18 protein-coding genes are annotated in these 19,565 nt (G+C 69.6%); 8 read left to right on the top strand and 10 right to left on the bottom strand.

What is annotated here, in order from left to right; translation table 11 throughout:
- Positions 1 to 28: 28 nt before the first annotated feature.
- Both HBB12_RS16575 and HBB12_RS16570 read left to right on the top strand, forming a co-directional pair.
- Positions 29 to 439, top strand: coding sequence for a hypothetical protein (locus HBB12_RS16575; protein WP_236990352.1), 411 nt, complete (start codon positions 29 to 31; stop codon positions 437 to 439).
- Positions 440 to 581: 142 nt separating this feature from the next.
- Positions 582 to 1,016, top strand: a complete 435-nt coding sequence (locus tag HBB12_RS16570) for a hypothetical protein (RefSeq protein ID WP_236990351.1) — start codon at positions 582 to 584, stop codon at positions 1,014 to 1,016.
- Positions 1,017 to 1,106: 90 nt separating this feature from the next.
- On the opposite strand, the gene HBB12_RS16565 is transcribed toward HBB12_RS16570, so the two are convergent.
- Both HBB12_RS16565 and HBB12_RS16560 read right to left on the bottom strand, forming a co-directional pair.
- Positions 1,107 to 1,904 carry a Cof-type HAD-IIB family hydrolase gene (locus HBB12_RS16565; RefSeq protein ID WP_236990350.1) on the bottom strand — a complete coding sequence of 266 codons (798 nt, stop codon included), beginning with the start codon at positions 1,902 to 1,904 and terminating at the stop codon, positions 1,107 to 1,109.
- A 13-nt stretch (positions 1,905 to 1,917) separates the two neighbouring features.
- Positions 1,918 to 3,180, bottom strand: a complete 1,263-nt coding sequence (locus HBB12_RS16560; protein ID WP_236990349.1) for a lipase family protein — start codon at positions 3,178 to 3,180, stop codon at positions 1,918 to 1,920.
- 226 nt (positions 3,181 to 3,406) lie between these two features.
- Here HBB12_RS16560 and HBB12_RS16555 point away from each other — a divergent pair, with 226 nt between their 5' ends.
- Entirely contained in the window at positions 3,407 to 4,576 is a 1,170-nt protein-coding gene (locus tag HBB12_RS16555; RefSeq protein ID WP_236990348.1) for a polysaccharide biosynthesis/export family protein, read from the top strand.
- A 38-nt stretch (positions 4,577 to 4,614) separates the two neighbouring features.
- Here HBB12_RS16555 and HBB12_RS16550 read toward each other — a convergent pair whose 3' ends face one another.
- Complete coding sequence (locus HBB12_RS16550; RefSeq protein WP_236990347.1) at positions 4,615 to 5,583, bottom strand: D-2-hydroxyacid dehydrogenase family protein; 969 nt, start codon at positions 5,581 to 5,583, stop codon at positions 4,615 to 4,617.
- A 286-nt stretch (positions 5,584 to 5,869) separates the two neighbouring features.
- Between HBB12_RS16550 and HBB12_RS16545 the strand changes: the two genes are divergently transcribed.
- Positions 5,870 to 6,979, top strand: a complete 1,110-nt coding sequence (locus HBB12_RS16545) for a branched-chain amino acid ABC transporter substrate-binding protein (RefSeq protein WP_236990346.1) — start codon at positions 5,870 to 5,872, stop codon at positions 6,977 to 6,979.
- A 191-nt stretch (positions 6,980 to 7,170) separates the two neighbouring features.
- On the top strand, positions 7,171 to 8,457 hold the full coding sequence (locus HBB12_RS16540) for a methyl-accepting chemotaxis protein (protein ID WP_236990345.1): 1,287 nt from the start codon (positions 7,171 to 7,173) through the stop codon (positions 8,455 to 8,457).
- 12 nt (positions 8,458 to 8,469) lie between these two features.
- Here HBB12_RS16540 and HBB12_RS16535 read toward each other — a convergent pair whose 3' ends face one another.
- From HBB12_RS16535 to dctP, 6 genes are all read right to left on the bottom strand, one after another.
- Positions 8,470 to 9,306 carry a PhzF family protein gene (locus HBB12_RS16535; RefSeq protein WP_236990344.1) on the bottom strand — a complete coding sequence of 279 codons (837 nt, stop codon included), beginning with the start codon at positions 9,304 to 9,306 and terminating at the stop codon, positions 8,470 to 8,472.
- A 166-nt stretch (positions 9,307 to 9,472) separates the two neighbouring features.
- Complete coding sequence (locus HBB12_RS16530; RefSeq protein WP_236990343.1) at positions 9,473 to 10,996, bottom strand: malonate--CoA ligase; 1,524 nt, start codon at positions 10,994 to 10,996, stop codon at positions 9,473 to 9,475.
- A gap of 257 nt (positions 10,997 to 11,253) precedes the next feature.
- Positions 11,254 to 12,660 carry a malonyl-CoA decarboxylase gene (locus HBB12_RS16525; RefSeq protein ID WP_236990342.1) on the bottom strand — a complete coding sequence of 469 codons (1,407 nt, stop codon included), beginning with the start codon at positions 12,658 to 12,660 and terminating at the stop codon, positions 11,254 to 11,256.
- Between the two features lie 160 nt (positions 12,661 to 12,820).
- Positions 12,821 to 14,173 carry a TRAP transporter large permease gene (locus HBB12_RS16520; RefSeq protein ID WP_236990341.1) on the bottom strand — a complete coding sequence of 451 codons (1,353 nt, stop codon included), beginning with the start codon at positions 14,171 to 14,173 and terminating at the stop codon, positions 12,821 to 12,823.
- Positions 14,170 to 14,808 carry a TRAP transporter small permease gene (locus HBB12_RS16515; RefSeq protein WP_236990340.1) on the bottom strand — a complete coding sequence of 213 codons (639 nt, stop codon included), beginning with the start codon at positions 14,806 to 14,808 and terminating at the stop codon, positions 14,170 to 14,172. Before HBB12_RS16515 ends, HBB12_RS16520 begins: the two co-directional genes overlap by 4 nt.
- Entirely contained in the window at positions 14,805 to 15,824 is a 1,020-nt protein-coding gene (gene dctP, locus HBB12_RS16510; protein ID WP_236990339.1) for a TRAP transporter substrate-binding protein DctP, read from the bottom strand. Before dctP ends, HBB12_RS16515 begins: the two co-directional genes overlap by 4 nt.
- A 174-nt stretch (positions 15,825 to 15,998) precedes the next feature.
- On the opposite strand from dctP, the gene HBB12_RS16505 reads away from it, so the two are divergent.
- The 3 genes from HBB12_RS16505 to msrB all read left to right on the top strand — a co-directional run bounded on the left by HBB12_RS16505 (position 15,999) and on the right by msrB (position 18,446).
- Positions 15,999 to 16,655 carry a GntR family transcriptional regulator gene (locus HBB12_RS16505; protein ID WP_236992803.1) on the top strand — a complete coding sequence of 219 codons (657 nt, stop codon included), beginning with the start codon at positions 15,999 to 16,001 and terminating at the stop codon, positions 16,653 to 16,655.
- 129 nt (positions 16,656 to 16,784) lie between these two features.
- Complete coding sequence (locus tag HBB12_RS16500) at positions 16,785 to 17,945, top strand: YihY/virulence factor BrkB family protein (RefSeq protein WP_236990338.1); 1,161 nt, start codon at positions 16,785 to 16,787, stop codon at positions 17,943 to 17,945.
- A 90-nt stretch (positions 17,946 to 18,035) separates the two neighbouring features.
- Positions 18,036 to 18,446, top strand: coding sequence for a peptide-methionine (R)-S-oxide reductase MsrB (msrB, locus tag HBB12_RS16495; protein ID WP_236990337.1), 411 nt, complete (start codon positions 18,036 to 18,038; stop codon positions 18,444 to 18,446).
- Positions 18,447 to 18,450: 4 nt separating this feature from the next.
- Here msrB and HBB12_RS16490 read toward each other — a convergent pair whose 3' ends face one another.
- On the bottom strand, positions 18,451 to 19,539 hold the full coding sequence (locus HBB12_RS16490; protein WP_236990336.1) for an SPL family radical SAM protein: 1,089 nt from the start codon (positions 19,537 to 19,539) through the stop codon (positions 18,451 to 18,453).
- Positions 19,540 to 19,565: the final 26 nt, after the last annotated feature.

Genomic DNA, 19,565 nt, shown 5'->3' with positions numbered 1-19,565 from the left:
GCCGCGATCCCCACGCGAGATATGATCCATGCGCGATCTCAAGATCGTCTTAGGCGCCGCTCTCCTCGGCTTGCTGCCGACGCGTTCCTTCGCTTGGCCGCAGCCCGTGCCGACCGTCGAGAAGGTTGTCAGGCCGGGTCAGACCCAGAAGATCGGATGGTTCCTGTCCGTCGACCCGACCTGCCGCTCGGTCGGCCCTTGGACCGTCAATTTGATCGATCCGCCCGGCAAGGGCCGTGTCATGGTCGAGCAGGGGGCCGAATATCCTGCATTTCCCCCGATGAACCCGCGTTCGACCTGCAACAAGCGCAAGGTCCCGGCGACGCGGCTCATCTACAGCGCACCGCCCGGCGCCGGCGATGACGACCAGTTCACCATCGAGATCGTCGATCCCCTGGGGAATGCGAAACAGGTTCACTATCACGTCGGGCTGCGCTGACAGGGGCGATACGGCCGAAGCGAACCATGCTGGTCATCGGAGCGGGACTCGCCCTGTCGGCCAGCTTCGGTCGCCCGCGGGCTCCCCTGCGTCATCGTCCGATCAGTGAAACAGGTTCCCTTCTGCTGAGAGGCGACAGACGATGAAATTCCTGTGCCTCCTGCTCGTCCTCGCAGCTACACCGGCCCTCGCCGACGCATGCGACGAGGCAGGCCGCCACCTCGCAGACGAGGTCGGTGACGCCTATGCGCTTCGGACCGGCCCCATCATCACGGTCAGGCGTGGTCGCCAATCTTTCCACTATACCATTGAGTGTGTAGATGATCGTCCTCTAGTGGTCTCTGGGAGCGCTGGTTACGGCTTCAGTTCCAAGATGGCGGAATTCAGACGATGGTTCGTGCGCGGAACGACCTTCGCGCTCGACATTCCGGGTAGCACGGTTGTGAGTGCCATGGACCAATGCGCGCACCTCGCACGGGGACACGGCTTCGAGGGAGTTGAGACGACGGTCGAGGCGCTCGCCGTCAGTTGCTCGGTCATGCATGATGCGGAGGAATTCGAGGTCCGTCGCCGATGACGGAGACGTGCACGAGGAGCGTTGCCGCACCGAGATAGCTCCAGGTTGCAACCACGCCCTCGAACCCTCGAGCCGATCACGCGTTCGACACTACTTGAGGATGTAAAGCTCGATCGCCTCCGCAAACCCTTCCGCCTCGTTCGTCCCCGTCACCTGGGTCGCCGCCCGCTTCACCGCGTCGCTGGCATTGCCCATCGCGATCGACAGGCCGGCGCGGGCGAACATCGCGGTATCGTTCGCCATGTCGCCGAGCACCGCCACGCGCTCGAGCGGGATGCCCAGCTCCCCGGCGATGCGCGCCACGAAGTGGCCCTTGTCGACGTGCGGCGGGGTGACGTCGAGGTAGTAGGCCTGCGAGCGGTGGACCGCCGCGCCGTCGCCGATCTCGTCGGCCAGACGCGGTTCGAGGGCGGCGAGGTGAGCGTGGTCGCGGGAGACGCCGACGAGCTTCGCCGCGCGGGCGAGATGCGGCGCGAGGTCGTCGACGACGCGGGGATCGGCCTGGAGGGTGCGGCGCTCCAAATCCGTGTAGGGGCCGTCCGGATCGGCCACGAGCCACGCCCCCTCCGCGAAGACCCAGAGGTCGATTCCTTCCTGGACGAAGCGCGCGGCGGCCGTTCGCGCCGCCGCCTCCGGGATCAGGGTCTCGTCGATGGGGGAGAGGTCGGGCCGCACCACCGTCGAGCCGTTGAAGGCGCCCATCGGCAGGGTGAGCGCGAGGGCATCGACCAGCGGGCGCAGGCCGATCGGCGGGCGGCTCGACGCCACCGTGAAGGCGATGCCGCGGGCGCGCAGGGCCTCGACGGCGCGGATCGTGCGCTCCGTCAGCCGCTTGTCGCCGGTGACGAGGGTACCGTCGACATCGGTGACCACGAGGGAAATGGACATGGAGCCGGCCTCCTCAGATCTCCCGGTGCACCGGCACCGGCTCGGGGGCGGCCTCGGGCCGCAAGGGGACGATCCGGGGGTTCATCACCCGGTCGCGTAAGGGTTGCGGCCCCAGCGTCAGGGCGAAGAAGTCGTATTCGCCGGGCAGGTCGTTGGCCATCAGGAACTGGAAGTGCATCCGGAACGGCCGGAACGAGATTCGCCGATACACTTCCGGCACGATGATCTCGCGGAACTTCGTCGAGCGGATCAGCGGGTTGCGCACGGCGCCTTCAGGCCTCTCGTCGAGGTCGCGGGCGGGGTTGAAGCCGGGAAAGTTCATCCAGTCCTGGGGCGCCTGGTAATCGACCCAGACCAGCCGGTCGCTGCCGACGAGCCGCATCACGTCGGCCCGCGGCTGCTCCGCCCGTCGATGGACCGCCACGAGGGGCAGCCCGGATCCGAGGGTGAGGAGCGAGAGGCGCGGCCCCTCCGGGGCACCGCGCTCCAGCACCCGGGCGGCGACCTCCACGGCGGTGAGCGCGCCGGAGGAATGGCCTACGATCAGCACCTCGTCCACCCCGCCCGCCTCGTAGACGCGTGAGACGTGGTCCGCGAACAGCTCCAGGCGGGCCTCGTAATCCCGGCGCCGGCCGATGCTGTGCTGCCAGTTGAACACCCAGTCGTTGATGAGCTGGCGCAGGAAGATGCGGTCGAGGAGCGGGATGGCGGCGAGCACGAGGCCGATGGCGGCGATCAGCCCGATGGCGCCTGCGGCGAGACCCGGCAGCCAGCCGGCGAGGAGATGCGCGACGCCGGTGCCGAGCAGGCCCGCCAGGGCGGCCAGGATCAGCGTCATGCCGAACGGGTAGAGGATGATGTTGCCGTATTTCCAGTTCAGCCGGTAGAGCCGGACGAGCTTGCCGGTCGCGAAGGTGTGCAGGATGCCGGCGGTAAGGAGCGCCATCGAGACGAGCAGGGGCCTGCGGAAATCCGCCCGCACGAGGTCGTCCCAGAGCAGCACGTCGTAGGTGGTGCGGGTCTCGCCACCGGGCTGGCCGGCCGTGACGGTCCAGGTCTGCACCAGGCCGTCGGGCCGGGTCTCGGCCCGGGTGACCGCCTTCGAGCCGAGGTCGAAGCGCTTGGCGTAGCGGGAGAGCTCCCGGACGAACAGCGCCCGGTAGCGCTTGGTCGAATCAGGGTCGTAGCCCGGCAGGTAGACGACGTGGCGCCGCCGCACGGGCTCGCTGCCCTGTGGCGCCGCCTCCGGCGGCGTGAAGCCGATCTGTGTGGTCATCGCTGCCCTGTCATCCGTGTCGCGCCGTCCCGACCGCCGCAATTTGGTAACCCTTGTCGTGCTTCCACACCACGAAAGGCCCCGCGCCGGTCTCCCGGCCCTGTGTCTAGCGGGGAAGGCGCCGCCGGGGGAGGGCTCCCGAGGGCAGTGTGACACGAGGGCCACGGACAGGGCCGCTCGACTCGGCTACGGACCACTCTCAAGGTAAGGACGAGCACTCTCGCCGATGCGCGCACTCCCGATCGCCCTCTGCACCGCGCTCGCGGTCTCGGGCTGCTCCAACTTCCTGCCGGCGGCCGGCCCGACGGCCAGCGCGGTCGCGTCGGGCGCCGACGTGGCGACCGACCAGGGCCTGCTCGCCCGCTACGAGATCATCGACGTCAACGCCGCGGTGGTCGAGGCCCTGCGCGGCCGCCCCCTCGACAGCCTGCTCGCCTCCTTCGGCGACCGCCGCCCCTCCGTCGAGCCGGTGATCGGCGTCGGCGACACCGTGGCGGTCACCATCTACGAGGCCAGCACCGGCGGCCTGTTCTCCGGCTCCCTGTCGGTCGACCGGTTCTCCTCCGGCTCGAAATCGGCCACCATCCCGCCCCAGGTCGTGACCCGCGACGGCGCCATCACGGTGCCGTATGCGGGCCGCATCCAGGTGGCGGGCAAGCGCGTCCAGGACGTGCAGACCCAGATCGAGCAGGAACTCGCCGGCAAGGCGATCGAGCCGCAGGTGATCGTCACCGTGGTGCAGCCGACCAGCACCGCCGTCACGGTGACCGGCGAGGTGACGGCGGGCGCCCGGGTGCCGCTCTCGACCAAGGGCGACCGGCTGCTCGACGTGGTGGCGGGAGCCGGCGGCGTGCGTGCCCCGGTCTCCGAGACCTTCGTGCGTCTCTCGCGCGGCTCGACAACCGCGACGGTGCCGCTCACCGCGGTCGTCTCCAACCCGCGCGAAAACATCTTTTTGCGCCCGGGCGATACCCTCACCCTGGTGCGCGACCCCCAGACCTTCCTGGCGGTCGGGGCGCTCGGCACGCAATCCGAGATCCCGTTCGCGGCGGAAGGCATCACGCTGGCCCAGGCGCTCGCCAAGGCGCGCGGCCTCTCGGACGTGCAGGCCGATCCGGCCGGCGTGTTCCTGTTCCGGTTCGAGCCGGCCTCGGTGGTGCGCCGCCTGCGGCCGAACAGCCCGCTCCTGTCCTCGAACTTCGTGCCGGTGGTCTACCGGATCAACATGCGCGATCCCAACAGCCTGTTCGTCTCCCAGGCCTTCCGGATGCGCAACCGCGACCTCGTCTACGTCTCGAACGCCCCCTTCACCGAGGTGCAGAAGGTGCTGAGCGTGTTCTCGACCATCACCGCCCCGGTCTCGGCCGGCGCCTCGGTCTATGCCGGCGTGAGGTAAGGGCGAAGGGGCGGGCGTCAGGCGCCCGCCCCTTCGCATCAGACCGTCACGACCCGCACCGGCGCGCCCCGGCGCCAGGCCGCAATGGCCTCGACGGTGTCCTCGTAGAACATTCGGAAGGTGCTCTCGGTGACGTAGCCGAGATGCGGCGTCAGAATCGCATTCGGCACGCCGCGCAAGGGGTGATCGACGGGCAGGGGTTCGCGGTCGAACACGTCGAGTCCCGCCCGGATGCGGCCCTCGCCCAGGGCCGCGATCAGCGCCGCCTCGTCGACGAGCGGGCCGCGGGAGGTGTTGATCAGGATCGCGCCCTGGCGCATCCGGGCGATCTCGGCTTGCCCGACGATGCCGCGGGTCGAAGGCGCCAGCACCATGTGCAGGCTGACGACGTCGCTCTCCGCGAACAATTCCTCGCGGGTCGCCAGTGCCGCACCGCCGGCCTCGGCCCGCTCCGGCGTGAGATTCGGGCTCCAGGCCGTCACCCGCATGCCGAGCGCCCGGCCGACCGCCGCCACCCGGGCGCCGATGCGGCCGAGGCCGACGAGCCCGAGAGTGCGCCCCTCCAGCCCCTCGCCCAGGGTCTCCTGCCAGCGCCCACCCGCGATGTTGGCAAATTCCCGCGGGAGGTGGCGCACGCAGGCCAGCATCAGTGCGATAGCCAGTTCGGCGGTGGCGATGCCGCCCTCACCGTTGCGGGTGTTGCACACCGTGATGCCGCGGGCCTGCAAGGCCGCGGTGTCGACCGAGGGATTGCGCCCGCCGGTGAACACGACGAGCCGCAAGCCGGGCAGGGCCGCGATCAGTTCGGCATCGAGGGGCATGCGCTCGCGCATCAGGCACAGCACGGCGTAGGGCGCGAGACGCGACGCCGCCTCCGCTCGCGGCACCGGCTCCGGTAAGAAATCCACCGCGACCTCCGGGCCGAGGCTGCCCCAATCGGCGAGCCTCGCGGCCACGCCCTGGTAATCGTCGAGCACCGCGACCCGGATCCCGTCGCCTTGCATCATCGTCCTCGTCCCCCGTTGGGCCACGCCGAAGCGGCCGTCAGACCTTGGCCGGTCATGATTCCGTCAATATCCGGGGTCGGATGGGCGTTCCAGCCGGGGCGTCCGTGCTATGCTCAGCCGGGCATCCTGACGCGCCGCGGCCCCCTTGCGCCCCTGCGGGCTCGCGCCCGATAGAGCGGGCGCCCTCGCGGGTCCGTACGGACAGAAGGGTGACGGCCGTGCTAAGCGGCCGCAAGGATCGAGGCCGGAGGACGGAGTGGTTCTGAACCATGCGGGAGCGCCGGGGATGACGCGCACCAGGGCATTCGCCGCCCTGTGGCTGGCGATCGGAGCGCTCCTGTGCGGGGCGGCCTCCGCCCGCGCCGACGTGACCATCGGGGTCGCGGTCCCGCGCACCGGCGCGGTGGCGGGCATCGGCGAGCAGGTGCTCCAGGGCGTGCAGGCCGCGATCCGGGACGCCAATGCCCGCGGCGGCATCGCCGGCGAGCCGATCGTGCTCGACGTGCAGGACGATGCCTGCGAGCCCGGCCAGGCGATGGCGGTGGCCGAGCGCTTCGTGCGCGCCGGCGTGCGGCTGGTGATCGGCCATGTCTGCTCCAGCGCCTCGCTCGCCGCCTCCGACGTCTACGCGGCGGCCGGCGCCGTGATGATCAGTCCGGCCTCCAACGCCGCGCGCCTGACCGATCGCGGCTTGCCGACCATCTTCCGGGTCTCGGGCCGCGAGGACGACCAGGGCCGGCTCTCGGCGACGATCCTGGCCGAGCGGTTCCGCGACAAGAAGATCGCGATCCTCTATGACGACACGCCGCTGTCGCGGAACCTCGCAGAATCGACCAAGGCCAATCTCAACAAGATCGGCCAGAACGAGACCCTGTTCGCGCCGATCGTCCCCGGGCAGACCGACGACGCAGGCCTCGTCAAGCGCCTGCAGGGTGCGGGGATCGAGGTGGTCTATTACGGCGGCCACTACCAGGAGATGGGCAAGCTTGTGCGCAAGGCGGCGGAAGCCGGCTACCGCCCGCAATGGTTCGGCACCTCCGGCATCGCCACCAAGGAATTCGGGGCGCTGGCCGGCGCGGCGAGCGACGGTGTGCTGATGACCTTCAACCCCGACCTGCGCCGCAAGCCCGAAGCCGCCGCCGCCGTGAAGGCGCTTCAGGCCGAGGGGATCGATCCCGCCGGCTTCACCCTCTACGGCTACGCCGCGCTCCAGGCCCTGGTCGAAGCCGGCAACTTCGCCAAGTCCACCGACCCGAAGGCGATCGCCGAGACGCTGCATTCCGAGCGCTTCAACCTGGTGCTCGGCAATGTCGGCTTCGACCAGAAGGGCGACGTCACGGCGCCGGGCTACGTGCTCTACGTCTGGCGCGACGGCGTGTTCACCTATGCGAATTGACCGCCGGCCGGCAGTCGCGGCGCTTGCTGCACGCAGAGAGAGCTTTTTGACGTTGGACAACTTCAGATATGCGCCGGTCGACGCGGCCGGACGATCCAATAAAGCGCGCGGTTGCATCGCACAATAGCAATAAATTAAGTTTTTATTTATCTTTCAATGGGAAAAAAATTTCAGAACCAGAAAGACATTACATGTTCAAGCGCCAGTCCAGCAACGACGAACTGATGCATGTTCTCGGGCACCATGCGGGGGTCGGTCTCTGGGATGCCATCCTGCACCAGGGCGACGCGGCGCATCAAAAGAGCCGCTGGACCTGGTCGCAGGAGTTCCGCCGGCTGCTGGGCTATGCGTCGACGGACGATTTCCCGGACGTGATGCAGTCGTGGAGCGACCTGCTCCATCCGGACGATGTCGATCCGACCTTCGCGGCTTTCGGGGCGGCCCTGCTCAACGTGGCCAACAAGGGGGCCTACGACGTCACCTATCGCCTGAAATGCCGCGACGGCGGCTATCGCTGGTTCCGCGCGACGGGAGGCGTCGTCCACGACCCGGCCGGCAAGCCGGTGCGTGCCTGCGGCTCCCTGGTCGACATCCATGTGGCGGTGGAGGCGGCGGAACAGAGCAAGCGGCGCGCGGCCCTGATCGACGGGTTGATCAAGGCGTTCGGCGACAACACCGATACGGTGATCCACACCCTCTCGACGAGCGCGTCCCGCTTGCAGGCCTCCGCCGGGGAGGTCGCGTCGGTGGCGGATCGGAACAACCGGCGCTCCGCCGACGTGGCGGGATCGGCCGAGGAGACCTCGACCCATGTCGACGCCGTGGCGGCGGCGACGGAGGAGCTGGCGGCGACGATCCGCGAGCTCTCGCAGCAGGCCTCCCATACCTCGCACCTCGCGGCGACCGCCGCCGAGAAGGCGAGCCAGACCGACACCCTAGTTCACGCCTTGTCGCAGGCGGCCGACAAGATCGGCGCGGTCGTCGGCATGATCAACTCGCTCGCCAGCCAGACCAACCTCCTGGCGCTCAACGCGACGATCGAGGCGGCCCGTGCCGGTGAAGCCGGCAGGGGCTTTGCGGTGGTCGCTGCGGAGGTGAAGGCCCTCGCGGGCCAGACGGGCCGGGCGACGGACGAGATCGGGGCACAGGTGGCGGAGATCCGCCAGGCCACCGGCAGTGCCGTCTCGGCGATCGGCGAGATCGGCACGACGATCACGCAGCTGCGCGACACCGCGCTCGGCATGATGGAGGCGATGCGCGAGCAGGGCGCGGCGACCGGCGAGATCGCCCAGAGCGTCCAGCAGGCGGCGACCGGATCGCGGTCGGTCTCCGGGAACATCAGCGACGTCCGCAAGGACGTGGGGGCGACCGGCGAGGCCGCCACTGCGATGCTGCACATCGCCCAGGACCTCGGTCGCCACACCTCGGCCCTGACCCAGTCGATCGCACAGTTCCTGTCCGGCGTGAAGGCGGCTTGACCGGAGGCTCGGTCAGGCGGCGCCCGGGAGCGTGCCCTCCGCCACCGTGAGGGTGCGGCCGCCGATCCAGTCGGCGCCGTCGTAATCGACGAAGATCCGGCCGCGCCGACCGAGCTTCGTCCCTTGGGCGGCGATGTAGGGACCGGCGGCCCGGCCGGTCTCGCGCAGCCAGCCTGCCACCGCCGCGTTGAAGCTGCCGGTCACCGGATCCTCGACGAGCGCGCCGGTGCCGTCGCTGAACAGGGTGCGGATCTCCCAGGCGGCCTCCGCCCCGGGAGGATGGGCGCCGACGAGGCCGATATCGATCCGGCCCTCGTAATGGCGGACCGGTTCCACCGCCAGGACCTCCTCGGCGGAAGCGAGCATCACCCCGACCCAGCCCGGGCCGTTATCGGCCCAGCGCGCCTCGACGATCTGCTCACGGTCGAGGCGCAGCACCGCCAGGATGTCCCGCATCGTCGCCTCGTCCACCGGCCCCTCGCGGAGCAGCCTCGGCGCCGCGAAGGCGAGACGGTCCCGGTCCTGCCGGATCGGCACCAGGCCGGCGCCGCATTGCTGGACGATGCGCCCGTCCTGGCGCGGCCGGCCGCCGAGGGCGAGCCAGGCATGGCAGGCGCCGAGCGTCGGGCCGGCGAAGGGCAATTCGTGCGCGAGGGTGAAGATGCGGACCTGGTAATCGGCGCCCGGATCGGTCGGCGGCAGCAGGAACGCCGTCTCCGACAGGTTGAACCAGCGGGTCATCGCCTGCATCGTCGCGGTGTCGAGATCGCCGCCGCTCACCACCGCGAGCGGATTGCCGGTGAAGGCGCCGTCGTGGAACACGTCGACCAGGGCGAAGCGGACGGTCATGGCGGATCTCCGGATGTCGGCTCTTGCCGTCACAGGCTTGTTTGCCTGATTCCCTTGCCCCTCCCACCCTGAACCTCATCCTGAGGTGCCGAGCGATCGAAGATCGACTAACACCTCAGGATGAGGTCGCGAGCGGGGGAATAATAGTGAATCTTGCTTGCTGGTCTCAGCCCTCGTACAACCCCTTGTGCGTCTCGCGCAGCAGGTTCTTCTGAACCTTGCCCATCGTGTTGCGGGGCAGTTCGTCGGCGACGATCACGCGCTTGGGCAGCTTGAACTTGGCGAGCCTTCCTTCGAGGGCCGAGAGGATGGCCGCCTCGCTCGGCGCGTCCGCGCCGCGCGGCACCACCACGGCGGTGACGCCCTCGCCGAAATCCGGATGCGGCACCCCGATCACCGCCGATTCGAGCACGCCGGGCAGCCCGTCGATCTCGGTCTCGACCTCCTTCGGGTAGACGTTGAAGCCGCCGGTGATGATCAGGTCCTTGCCGCGGCCGACGATGTGGACGTAGCCGCGCTCGTCGACCTTGCCGAGATCGCCGGTGATGAAGAAGCCGTCGGCCTTGAACTCGGCGGCGGTCTTCTCCGGCATGCGCCAGTAGCCCTTGAACACGTTGGGGCCGCGCACCTCGATCATCCCGACCTGGTCCGCTTCCATCGCCCGGCCGGTTTCCGGATCGACCACCCGCAGCGACACGCCCGGCAGCGGGAACCCGACCGTGCCGGCGACCCGGTCGCCGTCATAGGGGTTCGAGGTGCTCATGTTGGTCTCGGTCATGCCGTAGCGCTCAAGGATCGCGTGGCCGGTCCGCTCCTGCCACTCCCGATGGGTCTCGGCGAGCAAGGGCGCCGAGCCGGACACGAACAGGCGCATGCGGGCCGCCGCCTCGCGGGTCAGGCCCGGCTCCTTGAGGAGGCGGGTGTAGAAGGTCGGCACGCCCATCAGCGCCGTCGCCCGCTCCATCAGCGACAGGATCAGCGGCGGGTCGAGCTTGGGCAGGAAGACCATCGCGGCGCCCGACATCAGCACCGTGTTGGTGGCGACGAACAGGCCGTGGGTGTGGAACACCGGCAGCGCGTGGATCAGCACGTCGTCCGGCGTGAAGCGCCAGTAGTCGACGAGCGTCAGCGCGTTCGACGACAGGTTGTCGTGGGTCAGCATGGCGCCCTTCGAGCGCCCGGTGGTGCCCGAGGTGTAGAGGATCGCAGCTAAGTCGTCCGAGGCGCGGGGTACGTCGGCGAAGTCGCCGGTCTGACCTGCGGCCTCGGCCGCCATCGTGCCTTCGCCCCTGGCGTCGAGGGTGCCGACCTGGGCGACGCCGGCCTGCTCCGCCACGACGTTGAGGGCATCGCGCTTACCCGGATCGCAGACGAACAGGGCGGGCTCGGCATCGCCGAGGAAATAGGCGATCTCGGAGGGCGTGTAGCCGGTGTTCAACGGCAGGAAGACCGCGCCCGCCCGCACGCAGCCGAGATAGAGCGCGATCACCGCCGGGCTCTTTTCGACCTGCACCGCCACCCGGTCGCCGGGCGCGACGCCGAGGCCGACGAGCGCCGCGGCGTAGCGGCCGGATTCGGCGACGAGATCCGCGTAGCTCCAGTGCAGGCCCTCGGGGGTCTCGAGGAAGGTCTTGCCCGCCGGATCGGCGGGGAGGCGGGAGCGGACGATGTCGAAGAAGTGGTTGGACATGGGAGACTCTTCAGTCGTCGGCGAGATGAGCGGCCATGCCGTCTACTCGAAGAACGCGGGCCTCTCCTCTCCCCGCGGGCGGGGAGAGGGCTGTGCTTCCGTTCAGGAAGCGCAGCAAGCCCGAAGGGCGAGGGTGAGGGGGTGTTTCCGGAGGAGCCACATCCGGTACCTCCCCCTCACCCTCGGCTGCCGCCTCGCTGTGTCACCTGCACGGTGACACAGCCCTCTCCCCGCCCGCGGGGAGAGGAGAAAACTGCTCACGCCTCCGCCAAAGCCACCGCGCGGGCCGGTGGCAGGTTCTGGCGCAATTCGCGGTTGACCGTGAGCGAGGCCGAGACGGTGCCGAGATTGGCGTAGGTCTCGTGGTTCTTCTCGATCGCCGCGAGGTCGTAGAGGTAGTTCACCATCAGGCCGTAGCCCTGCGACAGGCCCTTGGGCGAGACGTCGCCCAGGAAGTTCAGCCGCTCCAGCCTCGCGCCGTTGCCGAGATGGAACCTGGCCACCGGATCGATCGGCTTGCCGCGGGCGGTCTTCGCGCGCAGGAAGTAATAGGCGGCGGCCGGCAGCAGGGCCTTCTTCACCGCGTCGGCCTTGGCCTTGTCGGCGTGCCAGTCGGGCTGGTCGAGGGCGCGCAGGGTCTCGACATCCTCGCGGGTCAGCCCCTGCGGCGCGTCGGAGCGGCGCTCGCGGTCGAGCCAGGTGCGGAAGGTCGGCACCGGCGACAGGGTCACGAAGGTCTTCAGCGCCGGCATCTCGCGGCACAGGTCCTCCACCACCTGTTTGATCAGGAAGTTGCCGAAGGTGATGCCGGCCAGGCCCTTCTGGCAGTTCGAGATCGAGTAGAAGATCGCGGTCGTCGCCTCGCGGGTGGCGGTGTGCTGGCGCTCATGGGCGAGGATCGGGGCGATCGCCGCGGCGATGCCGGTGGTCAGCGCCACCTCGACGAAGATCAGCGGCTCGTCGAGGAGCGCGGGGTGGAAGAAGGCGAAGCAGCGCCGGTCCGGCGGCTCGATCCGCCGGCGCAGGTCGTCCCACCCCGAGATCGCGTGCACCGCCTCATAGCGGATGATCTTCTCCAGGATATGGGCCGGCGTGGTCCAGTCGATCCGGCGCAGGACCAGGAAGCCGCGGTTGAACCACGAGGCGAACAGATGCTCGAAATCGGAATCGAGGCTGTCGACCGCTTCCGCCAGCGCGGGGTCCGGCTTGTCGGCCTTCCGTGCGGCGTCGCGCAAGCCGAACAGGTCCTCGCGCATCCGCACCAGGGCGATCGTGCCGTCGCGGGCGAGGTTGAGGCGGCGGATCAGCTCCTGCGAGCGCGGCTCGGCGGCCTCGTGCAGCCGGCCGAGGGCGGCGCGGGACGGCGCCTTTCCGTAGGCCGCGATGGCGCTCTCCACCGCCGCGTGGTCGGCCCCGAACTCGAGGGCGACGCGGCGCAGGAAGTCGTGACGGTCGGAGCAGGCGAAGCTCTCGTAGCGGTCGAGGATGATGCGGGCGAGCGCGACCCCCGAGGCCTCGCCGCGCCGCGAGATCAGGTCCTCGCAGAGCTTGACCACCTCGGCGACGCTCGCCTTGGCGGGGTCGTCGCGGCCGAAGGCGATCAGCCCGCGGCCCCGGTCCGAGATGCTCTGGAGAAGGTCGCCGAGGAACGAGATCGCCGCCATGGGGCCTTGCTCACTGTCGCTCTGCTCATGACCGGACCGCCCCCGCGGATCGGGGAGGGTGCCGGCCTTCGGTAGATAGGGCTCCGCTGCGGCAGCGGAGAGGGAAGGGCGGCGCCGTCGCGCGTCGCGGTCGGAGGCCGTCCGGGCCATGGTGATGCCTCTACTTGGTCGAGGGCAAGAGCAGATCCGGCAGCCACAGGGCGATCCCGGGGGCGAGGCAGAGGAGAAGGATCGCGATCCCCATCAGGATCACGAAGGGCAGGGTGCCCCAGATGATGTCGGAGAGCGGGATGTCCGGGGCGATGTTCTTGATGACGAAGATGTTGAGGCCGACCGGCGGGTGGATCAGCCCCATCTCCATGGTGATCGTCATGACGACGCCGAACCAGACCAGGTCGAACCCTGCTTCCCGTAAGGGCGGCAGGATGATCGGCGCGGTCATCAGGATGATCGAGACCGGCGGCAGGAAGAAGCCGAGGCCCACGACCAGGAGCAGGATCGTCAGCAGCAGGAGCCAGGGCGAGAGATGCATCGCCACGATCGCGGCGGCGGCTGCCTGCGAGATGTGGAGGTAGCTCATCACGTAGGCGTAGAGCAGCGACATGCCGATGATCAGCATTAGCATGGTCGATTCGCGCAAGGTCGCGATCAGAATCGGGCTCACGTCCCGGGCCCGCCAGACGCCGTAGATCGCCGCGATGAGCGCCAGCGCCAGGAGGCCCCCTAAGCCCGCCGTCTCGGACGGCGTGGCGTAGCCGCCGTAGAGCGCCACCATCACCCCGGTGAGCAAAACCACGAAGGGCAGCACCCGCGGCAGGGTCGAGAAGCGCTCGGCCATCGAGTAGCGGTCTTCCGCCAGGATCGGGTGCTCGGGGCCACCGGTGACGTAGGCCGCCCGCGCCATGGCGAATTCGCGCCGGAAGCGCCAGGCGGCGTAGGCGGCAAAGAGCAGCACCAGGAGAAGCCCCGGGCCGATGCCGGCGAGGAAGAGCCGCCCGAGCGACTGCTCGGCCGCCACCGCGTAGAGGATCATGGTGATGGACGGCGGCAGGAGGATGCCCAGCGTCCCGCCCGCCGCGATGATGCCGGCGGCGAACCCCCCGGAATAGCCGCGCCGGCGCATCTCCGGGATGCCGGCCGAGCCGATCGCCGAGCAGGTCGCCGGGCTCGATCCCGCCATGGCGGCAAACAGCGCGCAGGCAAAGACGTTGGCGATGCCCAAGCCCCCCGGGATCTTGTGCATCCAGGCATGCATCGCCGAGTAGAGATCCTGGCCCGCCTTCGACCGGCCGATCGCCGCGCCCTTCAGGATGAAGAGCGGGATCGACAGCAGCGTGATCGAGGCCATCTCCTCGTAGACGTTCTGCGCCACCGTATCGAGGGAGGCGCCGGGCATGAAGGCCAACATGAAGACGAGCGCCACGGCGCCGAGCGCGAAGGCGATCGGGATGCCGGCGAGCATGGCGCCGAGGGTCGCGCCCGCATAGAGCGTGCCGATGATCGCGGTGCTCATCGGGCGGGTCCTTTCGGCGGGCTCTTGAGGTCGGCGCCGAGGCCGATCTTCGGGTCGGCGAAGCCGGCGGCCTCCGGGCCGCGGGCGAGGCTTTCCGCAATCTGGAGCAGGAATTGCAGGGCGAGCAGCGTCATGCCGACCGCCATCAGCGAATAGGGAATCCAGAGCGGTGGGCCCCAGGTCGATTGCGAGATCTGGCCGTCGACCCAGGCCTCGTGCAGCAGCGTCCAGCTCTTCCAGGCGAAGAAGGCGACGAAGCCGAGGCTGACGATGTCGGCAAAGAGCAGGCGCAGGCGGTTCGCCCGCGGCGACAGGAGGCCGGTCAGCGCCTCGATGGCGACGTGGCCGCGCCGGGCCTGGACGCCGGCCGCCGACAGGAAGGTGGCGCCGACGATGAGGAACACCGCCGTCTCGTCCTGCCACTCGGTCGGGACCTTGAGGACGTAGCGGATGACGACGCTGTAGCTCAGCACCAGGCAGGCGGCGACGAGGGCGACGCCGCCCATCAGCAGGATCAGCCGGTTGAGGCCGCCCATCGCGGCCTCGATCGCCGCGAGCGGTCCGGGCAGGCGGGGCCGCGCCGCCGCGCGCTCCGGCTCAGGCCCGGCGGAGGCCGCGTCGAAGGCGTGGCTCACGCGACCGCCTCCGCGAGCTTCAGCATCTCGGCGCAGGAGGACGACTTGGCGGCATAGTCCTTCCAGGCCGAGTCGCGAGCGATGTCGCGCCAGCGGTTCAGCGTCGCCTCGTCGAGGCTCTCGACCTTGGCGCCGGCCTTCCCGAAGATCTGCTCGACCCGGGTGTCGTCGGCCTGTGCACCCTCCTGGCCGAAGGATTCGAGCTCGGCGCCGACCGCCATGATCAGGTCGCGCTGGTCCTTGGGCAGGCCGTCGAAGATCGCCTTCGACATCATGATCGGCTCGAGCATGAACCAGTAGGACCGGCCGCGGCCCGAGGTGAGGGATTTCGACAATTCCTCCAGCCGGAACGAGATCAGGCTGGTGGACGAGGTGATGACCGCGTCGCAGGCGCCGGTCTGCATCGCCGCGTAGGATTCGTTCGAGGGCAGGCTCAGCGTCGCGGCGCCCGCCGCCTTCATCATCAGATCCATCTCGCGCGAGCCGCCGCGGACCTTCAGGCCCTTGGCATCCTCCGGCCGCACCAGCGCGCGGTCGCGGCTCGCCACGCCGCCGGCCTGCCAGACCCAGGAGACCAGCACGATGTTCTTCGCCTGGAGGATCTCGGTGAGCTTGCGGCCGACCGGCGCCGTCTTCCACGCCATCGCCTGCGGATAGGAGGTCACCAAAGCCGGCATCAGCCCGATATTGGTCTCCGGCACCTCGCCGCCCGCGTAAGGCAGCGGGTAGAGGCTCATGTCGAGCGCGCCTTTTCGCATGGCGCTGAACTGGGCGTTCGTCTTCATCAGCGACGAGCCGGGATAGACCTGAACCTCCAGCGCCCCCTTCGAGCGCTCCTTCACGGCGGCGGCGAACTTGCGGCACATCCGGTCGCGAAAATCGCCTTCGTCGATCGTCCCGCCCGGGAACTGGTGCGACAGCTTCAGCACCGTGGCGGCCTGCGCAGCCCGCCCGAGGCCGATCAGGGCGGGGGCGGCGAGACCTGCGACGACGAGGGAGCGGCGGGTGACGGCCATGGCGATTCCTCTGGGGAGCCCATCGGCTCCGGATGGTGCGTTTCGGTGTGACGCGCGGTCAGGTTGAACCCTGCCGAATTCTGCACTCAGAAGACGCCGATCTTGTATATTTTGTCAACCGCAGTGCATACTCTCCGAAGGTGGAAGGCGGGATCGCACATGAGCCACGCCCAGATGAGTCACGCCCAGCGGCTGCGGCAGACGATCGAGGACGAGATCGTGGACGGGGTCCTGCGCCCCGGCGACAGGCTCGACGAGGTCCAACTCGCCGCCCGGTTCGGGGTCTCGCGCACGCCGATCCGCGAGGCCCTGCTGCAACTGGCCGTCACCGGCCTGATCGAGATCAAGCCGCGGCGCGGTGCGGTGGTGAGCATCCCGGAGCCGGCGCGGCTGATCGAGATGTTCGAGACCATGGCGGAGCTGGAGGCGGCGTGCGGTCGCCTCGCCGCCCGACGGCTCACCGACGAGCACCAGCGCGAGCTCACCGCCGCGCTCGATGCCTGCCGGGCCGCGGCGGAAGCGGGCGAGATGGCAGCCTATTACGCCGAGAACGCGGTGTTCCACGCGGTGATCTACCGGGCCTCGCGCAACGGCTTCCTGTGCGAGCAGGCCGTCGGCTTGAGCCGCCGCCTGGCACCGTTCCGGCGCATCCAGCTGCGCGCCCGCAACCGCCTGCGGCAGTCGCTCGCCGAACATGAAGGCGCGGTCGCGGCGATCCTGGCCGGGGACGAGGCGCTCGCCGGCGAGCGGCTGCGTGCCCACGTGCTGGTGCAGGGCGACCGCTTCGCCGAGCTGATCCGAAGCCTGCCGGGCGGCAGCGCGGCGGCGTGATCCTGACCTGGGTCAAACCCTTGACCTTGCGGCGCTTTCCTTGACACGGAACGACCCTCGGGAACCCACGTTGTGATCCCGAGCGCCCACGCTTGTGGGCGACAGGTTCCTCCTGCTTCCGGTGCCGTGATGCCGCCCGAACCCCGCTCCGGTTCCGCCCCGTCCGGCGTGACCTCGACCCTGTGGACCGTCTTCCTCGGCCTCGCGCTCGTCCGCCTCGTCACGGCGCGGCGGCCGGACGGCGTGCAGGATGCGGCGCCGGACCCGACGCGGCATCTCGGCGGCGGCGCCAAGTCGTATTCCGGCCGTCCGGCCCAGTGGGTCGCCGACACCGAAATCGATCGCGGCCGCAAGGCCGAGACGCCGACGGAGATCCCGGCCAAGGGCTGGAAGGACGTGCTCTATCGCGTCTATCTCGAATTCCAGAAGGACCGGGTCCTGTCGGTGGCGGCCGGCGTGACCTTCTACACCCTGCTGGCGATCTTCCCGGCGGTGGCGGCGCTCGTGTCGCTCTACGGTCTGTTCACCGATCCGAGCACCATCAACGATCACCTCTCGCTGCTCCAGGGCGTGCTGCCCTCCGGCGCGCTCGAAATCATCGCCGACCAGGTCAAGCGCATCACCGCCAAGGGCGGCACCACCCTCGGCATCACCTTCTTCACCACGCTCGCGATCTCGCTGTGGAGCGCCAATGCCGGCATGAAGGCGATGTTCGATGCGCTCAACATCGTCTACGAGGAGCAGGAGAAGCGCAGCTTCATCCAGCTCAACCTGCGCTCGCTCACCTTCACCTTCGGGGCCCTGGTCTTCGTCATCGTGGCGCTCGGCTGCATCGTGGTGCTGCCGGTGGCGCTGAATTTCATCGGCTATTTCGGGATCCGGATCAGCCCGACGGCCTGGTACATCGCGCTCCTTCGCTGGCCGGCGCTGCTGGCCGTCATGCTCTTCGCTCTGGCGCTGCTCTACCGCTACGGCCCGAGCCGCGACCTGCCGCGCTGGCGCTGGGTCACGCCGGGCAGCCTCACCGCCGGCGTGGTCTGGCTCATCGCCTCGATCGGCTTCTCCTGGTACGTCGCGCATTTCGGCAGCTACAACGAGACCTACGGCTCGCTCGGCGCCGCGATCGGCTTCATGACCTGGATCTGGATCTCGTCCACGATCGTACTGCTCGGCGGCGAGATCAATGCCGAGCTGGAGCACCAGACCGCCCGCGACACCACCGTCGGGCCGGAGGAGCCGATGGGCACCCGTCGCGCCCGGATGGCCGATACCGTCGGTGCGCCGGCGTAAGGGCCCGTGCGCCGCACCATCTCGCGGGATGCGGCGTCCGCCATTATCTTGGGGCCTCGCCCATCACGGACGTGACGAGGAGAGGCCCCGATGGCCGCCAACGAGACCGGCACCGCCGAGACCCGCACCGAAGCGGAGTGGCGCCGGACCCTGACACCCGAGCAATACCGCGTGCTGCGCGAGCACGGCACCGAACGGCCTGGCACCAGCCCGCTCAACCACGAAAAGCGCGCCGGCACCTTCGCCTGCGCCGGCTGCGGCCAGCCGCTTTTCGAATCGAGCACCAAGTACGAGTCCGGCTCCGGCTGGCCGAGCTTCCATGCGCCACTGGACGGCGCGGTGGAAACGCAGACCGACCGCTCATTTTTCATGACCCGTACCGAGGTGCATTGCGCCCGCTGCCAGGGCCATCTCGGCCACGTCTTCGACGACGGCCCGGCCCCGACGGGCCTGCGCTACTGCATGAACGGGGCGGCGATGGTGTTCGAGCCGGAGGAGTGACGATTCAGGTCCAGTAGAGCAGCTTGGCCGCCGGCAGCCGCTCCGCCAGGTCCCGCGTAAGCCGCGCCCGCATCTCCCGCATCAGCTCGGCCGGCAACACGTATTTCACCGAGCCGAACTTGGTGAGCTTGCGGCTGCGCTCGTCCTCCCGCATCGGCAGGTCGGAACCCGGGTACCAGCCCTCCAGCACCGCCTTCGAGCCGGGGGTGAAGCGGTGGGTGATGAGTTCCGCGGTGAGATCGAGATCCTGGACACCGTCGAGCGCTTCCGCCGCCTGCGCGAACAGGTCGGCATAGGCCTCGCGCCAGTCCGGCACGGGTAGGATCGGCGCGACCGTGAGCCCGACCGGGTAGCCGGCACGGGCGACCGCCCCCATCGCGGCGAGGCGTTCGCGCAACGGGGCGGTGCCGCCCTCGTAGCGGACGGCGGCCGCGGCGTTGACCGAGAAGCGCAGCCGCGTGCGGCGGCGATGCTCCAGACCGAGGAGCGGCGCGACCGCGGCGAACTTGGTGGTGGTGCGTAAGCTGACCGGCGCGTCCCAGGCGCCGAAATGCCGGATCGCCGCGGAGAGCGAGCCGGTCAGGTGCTCGATCCCGAGGGGATCGGTGTAGCACGATGCCTCGAAGGAGGTGCCCTCGTGCGCGCGCTGGGCATTCACCGAGGTGACGCCGCCCTGGCCGAGATAACCTGCGAGATTGTCCAGGATCTCGGGCAGGTTGGCGTAGACCCGGGTCACGGGCGGCCCCGAGAGCGAGCCGGCGAGGTAGCAGTACTGGCAATGGGCCGGGCAGCCCTCGGCGAGGTCGACGCGCCAGTCGGCGCTCGGCGGGATCGGCTGCAGCTTCAGCTTGGTCGGCGGCGCGACGACCACCGCGAGGGTGTTCTTCGCCTCGATATAGGCCCGGCGCGGGTCCGGGTGGCGCAGGCCCGTGAGGCGGTTGCCGGGCAAGGCCTCGACGGGAAGGCCAAGGGATTCCGCCCGCGCCATGATCGCACGCCCGTGGGCGTACTCCCGCGCCGCGGCAGTAACGACGACCCGGCGCGGTCGCCAGAGGCGGGCCGTGCGGGCGGGGGCGGGATCGTGAAAGGTCATGCCCCGCGAACGCGTGGGACGGGGCG

It is taken from the genome of Methylobacterium sp. SyP6R (assembly GCF_019216885.1).
In the GTDB taxonomy this organism is placed as follows: Bacteria; Pseudomonadota; Alphaproteobacteria; order Rhizobiales; family Beijerinckiaceae; genus Methylobacterium.
This window is presented reverse-complemented; position numbering and strand designations above follow the sequence as displayed.